Source organism: Parasedimentitalea marina (genome assembly GCF_004006175.1).
Lineage (GTDB): Bacteria > Pseudomonadota > Alphaproteobacteria > Rhodobacterales > Rhodobacteraceae > Parasedimentitalea > Parasedimentitalea marina.
In genome coordinates this window covers 104,548-121,758 of record NZ_CP033222.1, presented here as the reverse complement: position 1 = coordinate 121,758, position 17,211 = coordinate 104,548, and the positions used below count along the sequence as shown (strand labels likewise).

The 17,211-nt window shown below is 56.0% G+C and carries 11 protein-coding genes and 5 pseudogenes; 10 read left to right on the top strand and 6 right to left on the bottom strand.

What is annotated here, in order from left to right; genetic code table 11:
- Positions 1-8 precede the first annotated feature (8 nt).
- From EBB79_RS23715 to EBB79_RS23705, 3 genes and pseudogenes are all read right to left on the bottom strand, one after another.
- Positions 9-296 (bottom strand): sarcosine oxidase subunit delta, encoded by a 288-nt coding sequence (locus EBB79_RS23715; RefSeq protein ID WP_127751385.1) that lies wholly within the window; start codon positions 294-296, stop codon positions 9-11.
- A gap of 12 nt (positions 297-308) precedes the next feature.
- Positions 309-1,556 (bottom strand): annotated as a pseudogene (locus EBB79_RS23710) (sarcosine oxidase subunit beta family protein).
- A gap of 111 nt (positions 1,557-1,667) precedes the next feature.
- Positions 1,668-2,615, bottom strand: a complete 948-nt coding sequence (locus EBB79_RS23705) for a LysR substrate-binding domain-containing protein (RefSeq protein ID WP_127751487.1) — start codon at positions 2,613-2,615, stop codon at positions 1,668-1,670.
- Between the two features lie 240 nt (positions 2,616-2,855).
- On the opposite strand from EBB79_RS23705, the pseudogene EBB79_RS25505 reads away from it, so the two are divergent.
- The 7 genes and pseudogenes from EBB79_RS25505 (at position 2,856) to EBB79_RS23670 (ending at position 11,437) form a co-directional block, all read left to right on the top strand.
- Positions 2,856-3,794: pseudogene (locus tag EBB79_RS25505) on the top strand (ABC transporter substrate-binding protein).
- Positions 3,795-3,863: 69 nt separating this feature from the next.
- Positions 3,864-4,892 (top strand): quaternary amine ABC transporter ATP-binding protein, encoded by a 1,029-nt coding sequence (locus tag EBB79_RS23695; RefSeq protein ID WP_127751486.1) that lies wholly within the window; start codon positions 3,864-3,866, stop codon positions 4,890-4,892.
- A pseudogene (locus tag EBB79_RS23690) lies at positions 4,892-6,862 on the top strand (ABC transporter permease). The gene EBB79_RS23695 and the pseudogene EBB79_RS23690 overlap by 1 nt, the downstream one beginning before the upstream one ends.
- Positions 6,831-7,256 (top strand): cupin domain-containing protein, encoded by a 426-nt coding sequence (locus EBB79_RS23685; RefSeq protein ID WP_127751485.1) that lies wholly within the window; start codon positions 6,831-6,833, stop codon positions 7,254-7,256. The pseudogene EBB79_RS23690 and the gene EBB79_RS23685 overlap by 32 nt, the downstream one beginning before the upstream one ends.
- A 4-nt stretch (positions 7,257-7,260) precedes the next feature.
- A pseudogene (locus EBB79_RS23680) lies at positions 7,261-9,605 on the top strand (DUF1989 domain-containing protein).
- Positions 9,606-9,845: 240 nt separating this feature from the next.
- Positions 9,846-10,121, top strand: a complete 276-nt coding sequence (locus tag EBB79_RS23675; protein ID WP_238705170.1) for a helix-turn-helix domain-containing protein — start codon at positions 9,846-9,848, stop codon at positions 10,119-10,121.
- Complete coding sequence (locus tag EBB79_RS23670) at positions 10,121-11,437, top strand: HipA domain-containing protein (protein ID WP_127751484.1); 1,317 nt, start codon at positions 10,121-10,123, stop codon at positions 11,435-11,437. The genes EBB79_RS23675 and EBB79_RS23670 overlap by 1 nt, the downstream gene beginning before the upstream one ends.
- Positions 11,438-11,492: 55 nt before the next feature.
- Here the strand turns inward: EBB79_RS23670 and EBB79_RS25155 are convergent, their stop codons facing one another.
- The 3 genes and pseudogenes from EBB79_RS25155 to EBB79_RS25145 form a co-directional block, all read right to left on the bottom strand.
- A complete protein-coding gene (locus EBB79_RS25155) occupies positions 11,493-11,807 on the bottom strand; it encodes a type 2 periplasmic-binding domain-containing protein (protein ID WP_238705179.1) in 315 nt (104 codons plus the stop codon).
- 116 nt (positions 11,808-11,923) lie between these two features.
- Positions 11,924-12,151: pseudogene (locus tag EBB79_RS25150) on the bottom strand (type 2 periplasmic-binding domain-containing protein); the annotation flags it as partial.
- Between the two features lie 44 nt (positions 12,152-12,195).
- Positions 12,196-12,405 carry a LysR family transcriptional regulator gene (locus EBB79_RS25145; RefSeq protein ID WP_238705169.1) on the bottom strand — a complete coding sequence of 70 codons (210 nt, stop codon included), beginning with the start codon at positions 12,403-12,405 and terminating at the stop codon, positions 12,196-12,198.
- Positions 12,406-12,593: 188 nt separating this feature from the next.
- Between EBB79_RS25145 and EBB79_RS23660 the strand changes: the two genes are divergently transcribed.
- The 3 genes from EBB79_RS23660 to EBB79_RS23650 all read left to right on the top strand — a co-directional run bounded on the left by EBB79_RS23660 (position 12,594) and on the right by EBB79_RS23650 (position 17,211).
- Entirely contained in the window at positions 12,594-13,604 is a 1,011-nt protein-coding gene (locus EBB79_RS23660) for a TAXI family TRAP transporter solute-binding subunit (RefSeq protein ID WP_127751483.1), read from the top strand.
- 134 nt (positions 13,605-13,738) lie between these two features.
- Positions 13,739-15,958, top strand: coding sequence for a TRAP transporter permease (locus tag EBB79_RS23655; protein ID WP_127751482.1), 2,220 nt, complete (start codon positions 13,739-13,741; stop codon positions 15,956-15,958).
- Positions 15,955-17,211, top strand: a complete 1,257-nt coding sequence (locus tag EBB79_RS23650) for an NAD(P)/FAD-dependent oxidoreductase (RefSeq protein WP_127751481.1) — start codon at positions 15,955-15,957, stop codon at positions 17,209-17,211. The genes EBB79_RS23655 and EBB79_RS23650 overlap by 4 nt, the downstream gene beginning before the upstream one ends.

The window sequence follows — 17,211 nt, the reverse complement described above, 5'->3', positions numbered from 1 at the left end:
CGGCGCCTCTATTTGCTGCGGCCAAGGGAGCGGGCCACATCGCGGGCCAGCTCAACCTTGGTGATTTCATGGGTGGTGGTGTCGCGTGTCACCACCACCCAGCTGCGATCGCCGGTCTCGTGGAACCACAGCTCGCGGTGCAGACCTGCGGGATTATCCCGCAGATACAGGTAGTCGTGGAACTGCTCCTGGGCATCCTCGGCCTGCCAGTCGGGCCGGTTGATCAGCGAAGCATCGCCCAGATAGGTGAACTCTTGCGCGTCGCGAGGGCCAAGAAGCGGGTGGTTGATCAGCATCTCAGGTGCTCCTCAATGCAGGTTGGGCTGGGCGCCCATGCCTTTTCATCGATCATGTGGCCACGCCGGAAACGATCAAAGCGATAGGCGGTGGCAACGTCGTGTGGGGTGTCGGTGGCCAGCAGATGGGCATAACACATGCCCGACGCCGGGATGGCCTTGAAGCCGCCGTAACACCAGCCGCCGTTGAAATAGAGCCCGTCAATATGGGTGCGATCAATGATCGGAGAGCCATCCATCGACATGTCCATGACGCCGCCCCACATGCGCAGCAGACGGGCGCGCCCCAGCGCCGGGATCAGCGCCATGCCGCTTTCGCAGACATCCTCGACCACCGGCAGATTGCCCCGCTGGGCATAAGAGTTGTAGCCGTCAATATCGCCGCCAAACACCAGCCCGCCCTTGTCGGACTGACTGCAGTAAAATGACCCGCGCCAAAGGTGATGACGCCGGGCAGAATGGGCTTTAACCCCTCCGAGACAAAGGCCTGCAAGACATGGCTTTCGATCGGCAGCCGCATATTGGCCTTGGCCATCAGCCGACCAGACGAGCCCGCAACCGCGCAGCCGACCTTACCGGCGCCAATGAACCCGCGCGAGGTTTCCACCCTTTGCAGATCCCATCCTCAATGCGGAACCCGGTGACTTCGCAGTTCTGGATGATATCAACGCCCAGCCTGTCAGCGCCCCGGGCATAGCCCCAGGCCACCGCATCATGGCGCACCGTGCCACCGCGCCGCTGCGCCAACCCGCCCTTGATCGGGAACCGGGCGTTGTCAAAATCAAGAAACGGGTATTCCTTGCGGATCTGCTCGGTGCTCAGCAGCTCGGCATCGGCCCCGTTCAATATCATGGCATTGCCACGCCGGACAAAGGCATCGCGTTGCGCATCGCTGTGGATCAGGTTGAGAATGCCGCGCTGGCTGACCATCGCATTATAGTTCAGCTCCTGCTCCAGACCCTCCCACAGCTTCAGCGAATACTCATAAAACGGCTCGTTGCCATCCAGCATATAGTTCGAGCGGATGATCGTGGTGTTGCGGCCAACATTACCGCCGCCAATCCAGCCTTTTTCAAGCACCGCAATGCGGGACTTGGCAAAGGTCTTGGCCAGATAATACGCCGTGGCCAACCCATGCCCACCACCGCCAATAATCACAAAATCATACGAAGATTGCGGCTCAGGATCACGCCAAACAGGACCCCAGCCCCGATGACCCGTCAAAGCCTCTTTAATCACACGAAGACCTGAGTACCGCATTTATGACCTCATCCATTTGCGACACAATGATGCAGGAAATCCAGTGAAACTACTGTGGTAGATCGGACAATCACCCCGTGAGATCCGACATTCAGGGATGCCGAGCAGAAATTACTTAGGCGAATTTGTCGGGAAGCCCTCGTAGCGTGAGCGGTTTTCACTGATGCTTAACAGCCAGTTTTCGACGATTTGGCATTCTTCAAAATCAACAGCCTGGTCCGCGCGCAACAGATAGTATCCCTGGTCTGTGCGAACGTTCTGATCTTTTATGGGTTTGACCAATTTACCTTGAGCGATCAGCGGGTCCACCAAATGCCGCCACCCAAGTCCAATGCCCAATCCGTCAACCGCAGCCTGAACCATCATTGGATAGGTATTGAACAAAGCCGAGCGTTCCAGATCGGCAATGGGCGAGCCAATCGTGTTCAGCCAGACCTGCCAATTCATCCATTCTGTGTGCTTGGAAGAGACTTCGAGAAAGTCGTGAGACGGGAAGGTGGCTAAATCTGCGGCCTCCGGATTTGCCTCCAGGTACGCCGGGGAACAGATCGGAAAAATCGTTTCACCGAACAATAACTGCGCCTGAAACCCTGGCCAGTGGCCCGACCCGCGCAGAATTGCCAGATCCACCGTTTCGGACAGGCATTCGTCGTCATTGTCCGAGGCAACCATCATAATTTTCAGGTGTTTGTTTTTCCGGGTGAATTGATTGAGACGCGGCATCAACCATAAAGTCGCCACCGAGTTGGTGGCAGCGACGGTCACCGGATTGTGCTGATGTTCTGCAACGATAAGGCGGGATGCATCGCGCAGATCCTGCAGTGCGGGCTGGATACGGGCCAGAAAGGATATGCCCTGTGACGACAGCGTGATCGACCGATGGCCCCGTACAAACAGCGAAATTCCATAGTGCAACTCAAGCAAACGAACTTTGCGGCTGATCGCGGTTTCGCTGATGTTGAGCATTTTTGAAGCGCCGACAAAACTTTGTGTCTCGGCCGCGGCCTCAAACGCCAGCAAATAGTCCAGCGGAGGTAAGGAGGTGTTCCCCGTCTTCATGATGAGACCCGGAAATAATATTTACAATTTAAATCAACGTGCTGCCTAAGAGTTTGTGCTCTGTCGGCCAGTGGTTTTTCCGACATTTTTCTCTCCCGTATTATTTTGCCGCTAATTTCTTTGGGCATAGCGCATCAAATCTCTATGCTACGATTTTGGCCTAACTGTTCAGTATGAGCGCAATCCGAGCAAACGAGTCGGATATCATAGCATTAGTAATTTGCCGTCAAGGGAGCCATCATGAACCTTAAAAGTGCACTGTCCGCGACAGCCGTCCTCGCCGTCCTGTCCACCGCTGCCAATGCAACAGATAGCAGCGATCCCATTGTCATCCCCATTCACAACTGGTCCTCACAAATTGTGATGAGCCATGTTGTTGGACAGATTTTCGAAAGCATGGGCAACCATGTTGAATTTGTAACCACCGATTCACAGGCGGTTTATGAATCGGTGCGTCTGGGCGATGTCACGCTTGAGTTGGAAGTCTGGGAAGGCGCGTTTGGCGCGTCATTCAATGCCGCGCTTGAAAAGGTGGTCTGCACGATGCCGGATCCCATAATGCAGTCACCCGTGAAGATTGGTGGTATCCGGCCTGGACAAAAGAATCCTGCCCTGGTCTGCCCAGCTGGGAGGCTTTGAATGCCTGCGCCGATAAATTCACGACGCCTGAAACCGGGTCAAAAGGACGCTTTCTGGGCGGTCCGGTTGACTGGTTGAAGCATGACCAGGAACGTGTCGATGCGCTTGGCATGAACTTTACAGTGGTGAATGCTTACCGGCCGCTGCAATTTGGGCTGAAATTGGCGCTGCGGAAAAGACAAAACGCCAATTGTGGTGTTCAACTGGACACCCAATTTTGCCGAAGCCGTGTGGCCGGGCGAATTTGTCGAATTCCCCACCTGGGTTGAAGGCTGCAACGACGATGCCAGTGTTGGACCCAATCCGGATGCGACCTATGACTGCGGCAACCCAGCCACCGGTTATCTGAAAATCGCGGCCTGGGACGGGATGCAGGAAAAATGGCCAGCTGCCTATGAGACCCTGACGCAGATCTCCTTTACCAATCCCCAAATTGCCGAAATGGCCAAGATGGTGGATGTGGACGAGATGGAGCCAGAAGACGCCGCCGCAGCCTGGTTGGAAGAGAACGCCAGCGCCTGGTCTGGCTGGACCAACTAAACCCAACTGAAATGACACCTACTCTGCCGGGGTTCCTCTCGGCAGAGCTGCCACCTCAGGAGCACATTAATGTCCGCTGAAACGCCAGTAATATCATGCCAAAATGTTTGGAAGATCTTTGGGAACAAACCCGAGGACTATCTGGCGCAGATGCCCGAGGGCCGGACCTATGATGAAATCCATTCAGATGGGTATATTGCCGGCGTAAGCAATGTTTCGCTGGATATTGCGCGCGGTGAGATGCTGGTGATCATGGGGTTGTCAGGCTCTGGGAAATCCACCTTGGTGCGGTGTTTTTCGCGGTTGCATGACATTACCGGCGGCAACATTGCTGTCGAAGGCCAGGACATAATGGCTCTGAATGAAAACGAGTTGATTGAGCTGCGTCGCAGTAAGATGGGCATGGTGTTCCAGAGCTTTGGACTGTTGCCACACCGGACAGTGCTGGAGAACGTTGCATTTCCGTTGGAAATGCGGGGGCAGGGACGCCACGATCGCCGTGAACGCGCCATGGAAGTGATCAAATTGGTTGGGCTGGAAGGCCGCGAAGAGTATTTTCCACGCGAATTGTCCGGGGGCCAGCAGCAGAGGGTTGGTATTGCCCGTTCGCTTGCGATTGAGCCCGACATTTGGTTTCTCGACGAGCCGTTTTCTGCCCTGGACCCGTTGATCCGGCGTGAAATGCAGGATGAGTTTCTGCGTCTTCAGGAAATGCTGGGCAAAACTATTGTCTTTATCACCCACGATTTTGACGAGGCGCTTCGATTGGCCGACCGTATTGCCATCATGAAAAATGGTGCCGTTGAACAATGCGACACCCCAGCGCAGATCGTGCTGAACCCGGCCACGCCCTATGTCAAAAAATTCACCGAAGACATTGAAAAATCCCGCGTTGTGCGCGCCAGCGCTTTGACGACACCCTTGAACGGGTCCACCGTCGAGGGGACGCCAATTCTGGACAGTGCAACCATTCAGCAACTTGCGCGCCAGTTGATCAATGAAACGCGGGACGTCTTGCCCGTGGCTGACAAAGATGGGGCGCTGATTGGCGCGTTGAACCGGCAACATGCACTTAATGTGTTGCTGGGAGACGCATAATGGCGATTGCCGACACCAATTTTTCAACCAGTGGCCGCAAGTGGTCCAATCCGCAGGTTGCCAAAATCCTGCTGGGCTGCGCCGTAGCGATTGCCGTTCTGCGACCCATTCTGCCCGATTTTCTGATCCGGGTGCCGGATTGGGCGGTGCTGCCCTATGACATCTGGTTTCAGGCCATTTTTGACTTCATCAAAGATGATCTTGGTCTGATCCATGTGACCCGAGGCATTTCATTGGGATTGGAGTGGTTGCTCGATGTCACCGCCAATCTGCTGTATGGCAAACGGCGCTGGCCCAATATCGGCCCCATTCCCTGGACTGCCGTGACGGCGGTTATTGCCGTGACCGGTTACTGGCTGGGTGGCAAACGTTTGGCGCTGTTGAGTGGCGGAACCTTTATCTGGGTGGCGCTGATTGGCCAGTGGAAACTGGCGATGCAAACGATGTCAGTGATTGCGGTTGCAGCCCCCGTGGCGTTTTTCCTAGGACTGTTGCTGGGCATTCTGGCCTGGAAATCCAAACGGTTTGAACGGGCATTGATGCCGCTGCTTTCGGTGCTGCAAACGCTGCCATTTTTCACCTACCTGCTACCTGCAGTGATCTTTTTCAAAGTCGGGCCAACCGCCGGCTGTGTGGCGACGATCATCTACGCGATTCCACCAATGGTTCTGATGACCTCGCTGGGGTTGAAAAAAGTGTCGCCCGATGTTGTTGAGGTTACCATATGAGCGGGTCAACCCGCTGGCAGATGCTGCGCCATGTTTACCTGCCTGCCGCCAGAACCGAGATCCTGGTGGGTGTGAACCAGGTTATCATGCTGTGTCTTGCCATGGTTGTTCTGACTGCCTTTATCGGTATGCCGGGACTTGGGGCCAAGCTGCTGTCTCTGATGAACTCGTTGAAACTGGGACGTAGTTTTGAAATTGGCGTGACCATTGTTCTGATCGCGGTGACCCTGGACCGGATGTCAAAGGCCTGGGTGGTCAAGCAGCCGGAGCATTTTGAACGCGGCGCGACCTGGGCCACGCGGCACAGGACCCTGTTGCTTGGCGTTGCCGCCTTTGTCGGATTTCTTGTTATTGCGCAATTTGTGCAGGTGGCGGATCACATCACCCGCAAGCAGGACCTGTCTGTCGGCAAAGAAATCGATGGTGTGATCCGTGCGGTTCTGGCCAATGACGGGGTGACGGCGGTGACCGGCTGGCTGCGCTGGTTTCTGATCACCTGGGTCTTGATCCCCTTTCGCAACGCCTTGCTATGGTTGCCGACCTTTAGCATTCTTCTGGCTGTCGCAGCCCTTGGCTATGCCGTTGGAGGACGCAAGTCTGCTCTCTTGGCCTTTGGTTTCTTTGGCATCATTGCGCTGACCGGATGGTGGGATCGATCGATCATCACCCTATACGCCGTCATTTCGGCGGTGATCCTGGCAGTGCTGATCGGCATTCCGCTGGGGATTGCGGCGGCGCGTAATGAAAAATGGGCGGAACCGATTTTACTGGCCTGTGACACCATGCAGACCTTTCCCAGCTTTATCTATCTGATCCCGGCCATCATGCTGTTCAGTGTCAACGATGTGGCGGTTGTCTTTGCGATCCTGATCTTTGCCACCGTGCCGCTAACCCGATACACCATCGAAGGCCTGCGTGGGGTTCCTCTGGAATTGATCGAGGCGGCTGATATGTCGGGCGCGACCCGGCATCAGAAACTGATGAAAGTGCAGCTGCCGCTGGCTTTGCCGACTATGGCTGTGGGGTTCAATCAGGCCATCATGTTTGCCTTTTCATGGTCATCATCGCCGCCTTTATCGGCACTCAGGATCTGGGCCAGGAGCTGCAAAAGACGCTTGCTTAAGCAATGACCTTGGCAAGAACTTTGTTTTGGGCATGTGTGTGGCCCTGATGGCGCTGACTTTTGACCATATCATCATGCGCTGGTCCAATGAGCGCCGTAAATCGCTGGGTGTTGGGTGAGTTGATGGCTGGGATTTCTGACCTCAGGACAATTGCCAATGTCAGCACGGCACAGTTTGAGCCGATGCAAATCAAGGGCGCGGTCTGTGATGATGTCTGGTGGTTCAATATTTCGTTTGACGAGGTATCCGGACGGGGCAGTTACCTGATGATCATGGCACCGGGAAGTTTCAGCGCACCGCACCGTCATTTGGGCATGGAAGAATTCTATGTCCTGGACGGTGAAATGGTTGATTTCGACGGGACGATTTATGGCACCGGGGATTTTGTCAGTCTCAAAGCCGGGTCTCAACACCAGTCGACCTCGCCATCCGGGTGCAAGCTGATCGTCACGCACCACGGTAAAATCCGCAATCTGCAACCCGAAGAGTGGGACCAGGCAATTGACCATTAATCCAATGTTTCCAACACCATTTGAACGCGCGGGGGTGATCACTCCCGGGCTGTCGGTGTTGCCGCGCGGTGTTGAACGCCACCCAGTGCCCGGAGGGGGCAGTCGGGCGGTGCCGGTGTTTCAGGGTGATGAAATCACGCTTCAGGATCGCGAAGGGCTGCAGCCGGTCGAAATGGTGTTTTTTGCACCTGATGGCAGCAGTGACGCTGGCATGATCGGAGCCAGGGGCGGGCGGGACCCGCAGGGGCTAAAGGCTGCCTTGCTGCGTGACGTCTCGGGGGCCAAGGTGGTTCAGGCGCTGAACACTGCGGGATTTGACATTGGCAGGGCTGATGGCACGGTGGTGTTTGCGGACGGGTCCCGCGCGGGCGAGACTGCCAGTTTCGTGGCCTCATGCGATGGGCTGTTGATTGTCTGCGCGGCTGGCGCGGCGATGGAACCACAGGAGCAATGGGCTCCAACCGAAGTGGTTCTGTATCTGCGCCGGTTTAATCCATTGGCGGCAAAAGATATCCTGACGCCGCCAGATCCATTGGCGGCAACGCTGGGCGATTACAATATTCAGCCCGGACAGGCCAAACCCTATGAGGTGAAGGCCGGGCAGTTTATCCAAATTCTGGATGTGCAGGGGCGTGAATGTTCTGATTTTCAAGCGCTGTCGCTGCGCGCCCTGGACAAGGGTATCGAGCGCGAAATCGACCCGACCACCACCCGGTCGCTGATGGGGTCGCTGTATCCTGCGCCAGGTATATTCTCGAAATATTTCTCATCAGATCAGGAACCGCTGGTCGAGATCATCCAGGATACTGTGGGCCGCCATGACACCTTTGGGCTGGCCTGCAGCGCACGCTATTACGAGGATCTGGGCTATCCCGGTCACATCAATTGTTCGGATAATATCAACCGGGAACTGTCTGCGTATGGGGTGCGCCCACGCGGTGGCTGGCGATCAATTTCTTTTTCAACACCATGCTGGATGACACCAATGCCATCAGCATGGACGATCCATACTCCCGACCGGGCGACTATGTGATGCTGCGCGCGCTGACTGATCTGCTGTGCGTCTCGACCGCTTGTCCCTGCGATGTGGACCCTGCCAATGGTTGGAACCCCACGGATATACAGGTGCGGGTCTACCGGGAAAACGAAGACTTCAAGCGCTCGATAGGCTGGCGCAAGACACCGGAGGCCGATGTGGAAAGCACTAAGAGGACGGGATTTCATGACTGCTTTGCAAAGCATACCCGTGATTTTGTAGAATATGCGGGATACTGGCTGCCCAACCAAATGACCAATCACGGCGCCATCGCTGAATATTGGGCGGCCCGTGAAAAGCGGTTGTGATGGACCTGTCACCGCTGCGCAAATACGAAGTCACCGGTCCGGATGCCGAAGAGCTGATGCAGCTTTGTGTGACCCGCAATATCAAAAACTGGCGGTTGGGGCCATTGTCTACACCGCGATGTGTTACGAGCATGGCGGCATGATAGATGACGGCACCGTCTATCGGTTGGGCGAAACAAACTTTCGCTGGATCGGCGGCAATGATCAGTCCGGGCTGTGGCTTCGCAAGCAGGCGCAGGAACGGGGCTTGAACGCCTGGGTGCGAAATTCAACGGACCACCATTGCAACATCGCCATTCAGGGACCCTTGTCGCGCGACATCCTGAAACAGGTGATCTGGACGCCACCGCAACAGGCAACGGTCGAAGAGCTGCCGTGGTTTCGGTTGAGCATCGCCCGGATTGGTGATTTTCACGGCCCCTCGGTGGTTGTGAGCCGCACCGGGTATTCGGGTGAACTGGGCTATGAAGTCTTTTGCCATCCCAAAGATGCAGAACAGGTCTTTGATGCGATTTGGGCCGTGGGCGAGCCGTTAGGAATGGTGCCACTGGGGTTGGCCGCATTGGATATGCTGCGGATCGAAGCGGGATTGATTTTGCCGGATCGGAATTTGACGACCAGACCGACCCGATGGAGGCCGGGATTGGGTTTACCGTGCCGCTTAAATCCAAAACGGATGATTTTATTGGTCGCGCCGCACTCGAGCAACGCAAGGCGCATCCGCAGAAGATCCTTGTCGGGCTGGAGCTGGACGGTGGCATTGTGCCAGTGCCGGGAGATTGTGTGCATGTGGGCAAGCCGCAAATTGGCATCGTTACCTCGGCAATGAAATCGCCCATTTTGGGGAAGGTTATCGCCTTGGCCCGTGTGGACGTTTGTCATGCTGAAATCGGTACCAAATTTGAAATCGGGCAATTGGACGGAGATCAAAAACGTCTGAAGGCCACGGTTGTGCGCTTTCCACATTTTGACCCCACCAAGGAACGGGTGAAAGGCAATTACTGAGACGTGAACGATGGTCGATTTCGGTGGCAGGCGCGTTGGGGCCTGCCGCAGTATATGCGATTTTTGAGACACCGGCCGAGACCATTATAGAGGTCTAGGACAACAGGTTTCATACATGTAAATTTATCGTGCAGAGTATAAATCTTGAATATACCGCCAGAGATAACTTGCCACTTTATACCCTGCAGGGTATAAAACATAAAAATACCGCCAGAGATAATTTTGGAAGGGTGTGGGCAAGTGTCAAAAAACGAATTTCGACCGGAGCGGGTGCGTGCCCGATCAGAGCTTGGTGTCGTTCTGCGCCGCGCGAGAAAAGACAGGGGCCTTACGCAGTCTCAGCTGGGGCGCCTTGCTGGCATGAAGCCACACAGGATTTCGATGATCGAAACCGGAAATTCCGACATGAAAATCAGCACGCTGTTCTCCCTCTTGTCTGCGCTTGATTTGGATGTGCAGGTTCTCTCCAGAGGTGACGGGTCGGGCAAGGGCAGTAAGATAGCGGATATTTTCTGATGGGCAGGAAACCCATTCGAAGAGTTTTATGCGTCTATCTTAATGGCAGGCTGGCGGGGAAGCTTACAAAAAAGCCCGATGGCGCAGTCAGTTTTACCTACAGCGCTGAATGGCTGGACTGGGACCATACTTTCCCAGTGTCACTTTCCCTGCCTTTGCAGATGGGGGAGATAAGGGGCGGGCAGGTTCTGTCGGTCTTTGACAATCTGCTTCCCGACAATGACCAGTTGCGCAGGGATGTGGCGCAAAGGATGGGTGCAGAAGGACGTGATCCGCATTCGCTGTTGTCGGCCATCGGCCGGGATTGTGTGGGGGCAATGCAGTTTATTCCCGAGGGAGAGGCGCCAGGTGATCCGTTCTCTGGTGAAAGTGTGACGCTGGAGGCCACAGGCGTAGAGGATATCCTGAAGAACCTGAGCCGCAAACCACTTGGGCTGGACCGGGAGAAAGCCTTTCGGATCTCGGTGGCGGGCGCCCAGGAGAAGACGGCGCTGTTGTTTGACGAGGGAGTGTGGAAGCTCCCCGCAGGTCTGACAGCCACCACCCACATTCTGAAGACACGCATGGGCCTTTTGGCGGCGGGGGGCATTGATATGGCGACCAGTCTGGAGAATGAATTCCTGTGCCTGAAACTGGCGCGGGCCTTTGGGTTTGATGTGAATGACGCCTGGATTGAACGGTTCGGGGAAACGGATGCGCTGGTGATCGAGAGGTTTGATCGGCAGGTATCGGGTGAGCGGCGTCTTCGGCTGCCACAAGAGGATTTTTGTCAGGCCCTTGGCTATCCGTCCCATACAAAATACGAGACGGACGGCGGTCCCGGCATTGGTAAATGTCTGGAGTTGCTGCAAGGCGCGGCCAATAGCAATGGCGACCGGGTCACGTTTTTCGCGGCTCAGATCTTTTTCTGGATGATTGGCGCGACGGACGGGCATGCAAAGAACTTCTCGGTGTTCCTGTCGCCGTCTGGATACGAATTGACGCCGCTGTACGATATCCTGAGTGCAGAGCCCGCATTGGCCCAAAAGCAGATCACACATCGGCAAATGCAGCTGGCGATGGCCGTGCGGGGTGAAAGCCGCTACTATCGGATAGACCAGATTGTGCCCCGGCACTTCCACAGCACCGCCAAGAGGGCTGGCTTGGGGGAGACACTGGCAGGACGCGCCTTTGACCAAATTATTGGTGCCGGGCAGGGCGCGATTGATGCTGTTCGGGATGCGCTGCCAGTTGGGTTTCCTGAAGGGGTTTCAAAACCCATTTTTGCAGCCGCAAGGCATCGCCTGACCCGGCTGCAAGCGTTCCACGCCGCCTGAGGGTGGCATGAAACCGCACCCTACTCCCCTGTAACAGGCTTGGGGCCCGCATTGATTACAAACCATCTTGCATTTCACTGCTTGGCGGTTCCCACGCCTTCAATTGCACCTTCACCCAGTCTCTCCACTGGCCCACAAACTCCTCGGCCAAACAGGACAAGGGGCGCTGGTGTGGAGTGAGGATCGAGTAGCCAAACGGGACATCTGGCTTGAATGGCCGAAAGACGATGCGCGCCGCATCACCTTTGCTGCGCAGGTATGAATATGCGCTGAGCACATCCACGACGGCGCATATCTGTCCGGATTCGATAAAGGGAAACAGCGGCAGGAAATACTGCATGTCCACGCGGATTTTGAATTCAGTATCCATGGCGGCAAAGGCCGCCTGCGTGTTGGAAAACGTTGAATGAGTTGGTTGCAAAGCCCCATAGGGTGACCATCCAGATCCTTGGCGGTGATAATTTTATGCGCGGCCAAGGGATGGTCGATGGGTAAGGCACACAAGCAATTGCAGGTCATACTTTCATTGAGGAATAGACGGTCGGGTTCTTCAAGAACCTCAAGGTCACAAAACCCCACGTCAAAGCTCTGAGCCGAGATCAGATTACGCACCTGAGGCGAACTTCGTGTGGCGACAGTGACATGTACCTCGGGACGATCTGCGATAAAGCGACTGATGAACTCAGGAAGCAGAAATGCCGACGGACCAGGCATGGCAACAATACGCAGATGCCCGGTTCGCCGATCACGGAGTGCCGTTAGATCTGCTCCGCTGTGCTTATCCGGTCGAGCACCTCTTTGGCTTCGGAAAGAAGATAATGCGCCTCGGGCACGGGCACCAATCGCCGTCCTTCGCGCAGGAAAAGCGGCATGTCCAGATCCGTTTCCAGTGTTTTCAGCGAGGCGCTGATGGCCGGTTGGGTCCGGTGCAAATTGCGGGCGGCCTGACTGATCGAGCCGGATCTCATGATTTCCCTAAAGACTGTAAGCTGCTGCAAGTTCAAGAAAAGATTCCATCCATAAAGACTATTTATGGATACCATAAAACTTTGAGTTTGTGTTTATCTAAATTGCCAACCACCCTTGGCCAATCGAAATTGCAACAAACGTTCCCGGCCAAAACGGGGCGCAGCACGATATCAGGGAGAATTTGACAATGGGCTTTATCAAGAAAATTACCGCAACGGCGCTGGCATGCAGCATGGTAACCGGGGTTGCACATGCACAAGACATGACCTTTTTCCGCATTGGCACCGGCGGTGCTGGCGGGACTTATTTCCCCATTGGTGGCATCATTGCCAATGCCATTTCGAACCCGCCAGGTTCGCGGGCCTGTGACGCGGGCGGCAACTGTGGCGTGCCGGGTCTGGTGGCGATGGCGCAATCGACCAATGCCTCGGCCCACAACGTGAATGCGATCCAAACCGGCCAGATGGAGGCAGGCCTGTCCGGTGCAGCGACCCTGCATTTTGCCTATCACGGCACCGAAAAATTCGAGGGCAACGCCAAGCCAGATCTGCGGGTGATTGCCAATCTTTATCCTGAAGATCTGCATCTTGTGCTGCCAGAGGGCCAGAATCTGGCCAGCCTTGGCGACCTCAAAGGTCAGCGCGTCGGCATTGCACAGGCAGGGTCTGGCACCCAGATCGCCGTTGAACTGATCCTCGGGGATCATGGTATCAATCGCGACAATATCGATGAAGCCGAGCTGAACAACAGCCAGTCTGCGGAACGTATTGCTGATGGTCAGCTGGATGCCTATTTCTATGCCGCTGGTACCCCAGTGGCCGCGATGATCCAACTGGACAACACCAAGGGCATGGAATTGCATAATTGGTCCGCCGAAGAGATCAAGATGGCCAATACTACGGTGCCTTACTACATTCCTTCGAAAATCCCCGCAGGCACTTACCAGGGCATCGATTATGACGTTAACACAGTTGCTGTGTCTGGAATGTTGGTGACCAATGCCAACCAGCCTGAAGAGTTGATCTATGAAATCACCAAGGCGATGTGGTCTGATACGGCGCGCAAGCTGCTGGATAATGGCCATCCAAAAGGTCGTGCAATCACGCTTGAAACCGCGCTGGAAGGCGTCGAAGGCATCGGTGTTCCATTGCACCCCGGCGCCGAGCGTTTCTATCGTGAAATGGGCATGATCAAGTAACCAAACTCTCCTGACTGCGGCAGCGAAAATGTTCTTTTCGCTGCCGCCTTTTGTTTGCCTGTTAGTGGCAGGGCAGTGGCTATTGCGGCCGCGCCTGCACAGGGCGACTGCATCCAATTTTTTGGGAACCTCCTATGCCCGTCAATTCGCATCTCGACAATAAAACGCTGGAAGAGCTGGAAAAGAAGTATGATTCAGCGCTGAACACCCGTGACAATGGCCCTGTGCTGACCAGAGTGATCTACTGGGCCAGCATTTGCTTTGCGCTTTATCATCTGTGGACTGCGGGGTTTGGTACGCCGGTTGACCATGTTCATATGGGCATCCACTTGTCGGGGTTGTTCCTGTTCATCTTTGTTGGTTTCCCATTGATCAAATCAGCCCGTGCGCTGGAATGGTCGGGTGCGCGTGCGCTGGCTCCGGGCAATGTGCCGCTATATGACTGGGCGCTTGCAGCTTTGGGCATTTCTGCGGCGCTTTTCCTGTGGCTCAGCTGGCGCGGGTTTTCCGGCTTTGGATTTGACATCGACGAGCAGGCGCTGCGTCAGGGCAACCCGTCGGGGCCGGATGTGTTCTTTGGCTCCATTCTGGTGCTGACCGTATTAGAGATTGCCCGCCGCACAATCGGATTTGTGCTGCCACTGATTATTCTGGTCTTTATGGTCTACGCCTTGTTTGGCCCCTATATGCCGGCGCAGATCCTGAAGCATCCGGGCGTCAACTGGCAGCAATTCGTCAACAACATGTATTTCCCGTCCGAGGGTATCTTTGGGGTGACCCTGTGGGTGGTTTCAACAGTGGTGTTTCACTTTGTGCTGTTCGGCGTGGTGGCGCAACGCATGGGTTTGGGACAGTTTTTTGTTGATAACGCGATGATCCTGGCCGGGCGCTATACCGGCGGTCCAGCCAAAGTCTCGGTGATATCGTCTGCCTTCTTTGGCACCATCTCGGGCAGCTCGATTGCCAATACGGTGTCTACCGGATCGCTGACCATCCCCAACATGAAGAAGATGGGGTATCCCGGCCATTTTGCCGGCGGGGTTGAGGCCGCGGCCTCGGCTGGAGGGCAGATCACGCCGCCGATTATGGGCGCTGCGTCCTTCCTGATGGCTGAGTATCTTGAGGTGCCCTATACCACCATCGTGATCGCGGCCATTGTCCCGGCGCTGATGCACTATATCGGCGTGATGTCGATTGTGCATTTCACCGCTAAACGGTTGAGATTGCCCACCTATACACGAGATCAGCTGCCCAATATGGTGGCCGTGTGGAAAGACGGCTGGTATACGATCATTCCACTGATCGCGCTGCTGCTGGTGTTGTTCTCTGGCTACTCCCCCAATATGGCCGCCTTTATCGGGCTTAACCTTTGTATTGTGGTGGGATTCTGCGGCATGGACCGCCCGCTGACCTTGCCTATACCGCTCGCCTTGCTGGGGTTCATCTTCTGGAAGGCCTCGCCCTATTCTGGCGAGGGGTATTCGCCAGAGATGGCCGGAATGCTGGCGGCGCTGACCATCCTGGGCAGCCTGCATCGCAACAAAAGACAAAGCTTCCGGGACCTGTTTGATAGCTTCCATGTCGGTGTTCAATATGCGCTGGCAGTGGGGGCGGCCTCGGCTGCGGTGGGCATTGTTGTCGGCGTTATCAACACAACCGGAGTTGGCTTCCGCCTTGGCTTTATGGTGACTGGTGGTGCGGCAGATATGGCGGCGACACTGGCCCCGCTGCTGGACTGGACCGGGCTTGAAACCTTTAGCCACAGTTCTATCCAGCAATTCCTGTCCCTGGTCCTGATCGCTATGGCCTGTATCCTGATGGGGGCCGGGCTGCCGACCACGGCGCTATATATCATGCTGGTGGCTGTCGCCACACCGGCCCTGAACCAACTGGGAGTGCCGCCGCTCGCCACCCATATGTTCGTTCTGTATTACGGCGTGATTTCCGAGATTACACCGCCGGTTTGCGCGTCCGCCTATGCCGCTGCCGGTATCGCCGGCGCCAACCCGTTCCGAACTGGCATGAGCGCCTTTACCCTGGGACTGGGTAAACTGATGGTGCCAATGGTGTTTGTCTATGCGCCGACAATGCTGATTGTGCTGCCTGAGTATTTCACTTTGCTCAGTTTCCTGCAGGTCAGCATAACTTGCGCGTTGGGTGTTTTTGCCATTGCCACCGCAGTGTCCGCCTATTTCATGGCCCCGTTGAATAGTGTCTGGCGGCTGCTAATGGCGATCGGTGGGATCTTATTGGTGGCTCCCAGTGGGGCTTCGGATCTTACGGCACTGGCTGTTATCGCGCCGGTTATCGTACAGCAGTTGGCCAGCCTGCGTTCGGAAAGGGCCGCCGCATGACCCAAGGGTCAAAGGATCAGGCCCCGGACGTCACAGTTCTGGGTGCAGGGATCATTGGTATTTGTACTGCCCTGTCGCTGATCGAAAAGGGGCTGCGCGTCCGGCTGGTGGACCGCGATGCTCCGGGGCAGGCGACCTCTTTCGGCAACGCCGGGATCATCTCGCCTTGGTCTGTGGTGCCGCAATCCATGCCGGGGCTGTGGAAACAGATACCGGGCATGCTGCTGGATCCCATGGGGCCGGTGGCGGTCAAACCGAGTTATCTGCCGCGGCTGGCCTATTGGGGCATGCGGTTTATGCGCGAGGGGCGCAGGTCACGCATTCCAGCGATTTCCGATGCGATGGAACTGTTGAACAGGGACTGTGTGACCCTTTTTCGCCAGCATCTGGCCGGAACAGGGCGCGAGGATCTGATACGAGATAGCCTGTATGTGCATGCCTTTCGCAACGCAGAAGCGGCTAATCTGTCCGATATCGGCTATGTCATGCGAAAGGAAAAAGGTGCGCGGTTAGAACGGATCGGGGCGGCGGACCTGCAGGATCTGGAACCGGGACTGAGCCCCGACTTTCAAGCGGCTGTGCTTATTCATGATCAGGCGCGGGCCCTGGCCCCGGGCGAGATTGGAACCGTTTTGGCTGATAAGTTCCGCAGCTTGGGGGGCGAGGTTCACCACCAAACGGTCACCGCTATTCGGCCCGAAAATGGTGGATGGAGCTATGACACGGCCGAGGGGGCCTGCTGGTCTCCTAAACTGGTCCTGTCGATGGGCGTCTGGTCGACAACATTGCTGGAACCGCTGGGTATTCGCATTCCGATGCAAGCCGAGCGTGGCTATCACGTGTCGTTTCAGGATCCGGGCGTTACCCTGAACCATTCAGTGATGGACATGGACATGAAATTTGTCGCCTCATCGATGAATGACGGGTTGCGGGTTGCCGGCACCGCCGAGTTTGCAGGCCTTGATGCGCCCCCCAATCAAAAACGGCTGGATGGGCTAATAAAGCTGACCCGGTCCATGCTGCCGGACCTGAACGAAAGCGACATTCACACCTGGTCGGGTCAGCGGCCAAGTCTGCCAGACAGTCTGCCATGTATTGGTGAAATCGAAGGATTCCCTGGGCTTATCGCCGCCTTTGGACACAGCCATTATGGGCTGATGATGGCGCCTAAAACCGGACGCATCGTAGCCGATCTGGTGGTTGAAACGCCCGCCAATACCGATCTGTCACCCTTTCGGGCGACCCGTTTCTAA

What these genes read in the sequence shown, in the direction of transcription:
- EBB79_RS23715 (WP_127751385.1), bottom strand. Translation starts at nt 296, where the DNA reads ATGCTGATCAACCACCCGCTTCTTGGCCCTCGCGACGCGCAAGAGTTC.
- EBB79_RS23705 (WP_127751487.1), bottom strand. Translation starts at nt 2,615, where the DNA reads ATGAAGACGGGGAACACCTCCTTACCTCCGCTGGACTATTTGCTGGCG.
- EBB79_RS23695 (WP_127751486.1), top strand. Translation starts at nt 3,864, where the DNA reads ATGTCCGCTGAAACGCCAGTAATATCATGCCAAAATGTTTGGAAGATC.
- EBB79_RS23685 (WP_127751485.1), top strand. Translation starts at nt 6,831, where the DNA reads ATGAGCGCCGTAAATCGCTGGGTGTTGGGTGAGTTGATGGCTGGGATT.
- EBB79_RS23670 (WP_127751484.1), top strand. Translation starts at nt 10,121, where the DNA reads ATGGGCAGGAAACCCATTCGAAGAGTTTTATGCGTCTATCTTAATGGC.
- EBB79_RS25155 (WP_238705179.1), bottom strand. Translation starts at nt 11,807, where the DNA reads ATGGATACTGAATTCAAAATCCGCGTGGACATGCAGTATTTCCTGCCG.
- EBB79_RS25145 (WP_238705169.1), bottom strand. Translation starts at nt 12,405, where the DNA reads ATGAGATCCGGCTCGATCAGTCAGGCCGCCCGCAATTTGCACCGGACC.
- EBB79_RS23660 (WP_127751483.1), top strand. Translation starts at nt 12,594, where the DNA reads ATGGGCTTTATCAAGAAAATTACCGCAACGGCGCTGGCATGCAGCATG.
- EBB79_RS23655 (WP_127751482.1), top strand. Translation starts at nt 13,739, where the DNA reads ATGCCCGTCAATTCGCATCTCGACAATAAAACGCTGGAAGAGCTGGAA.
- EBB79_RS23650 (WP_127751481.1), top strand. Translation starts at nt 15,955, where the DNA reads ATGACCCAAGGGTCAAAGGATCAGGCCCCGGACGTCACAGTTCTGGGT.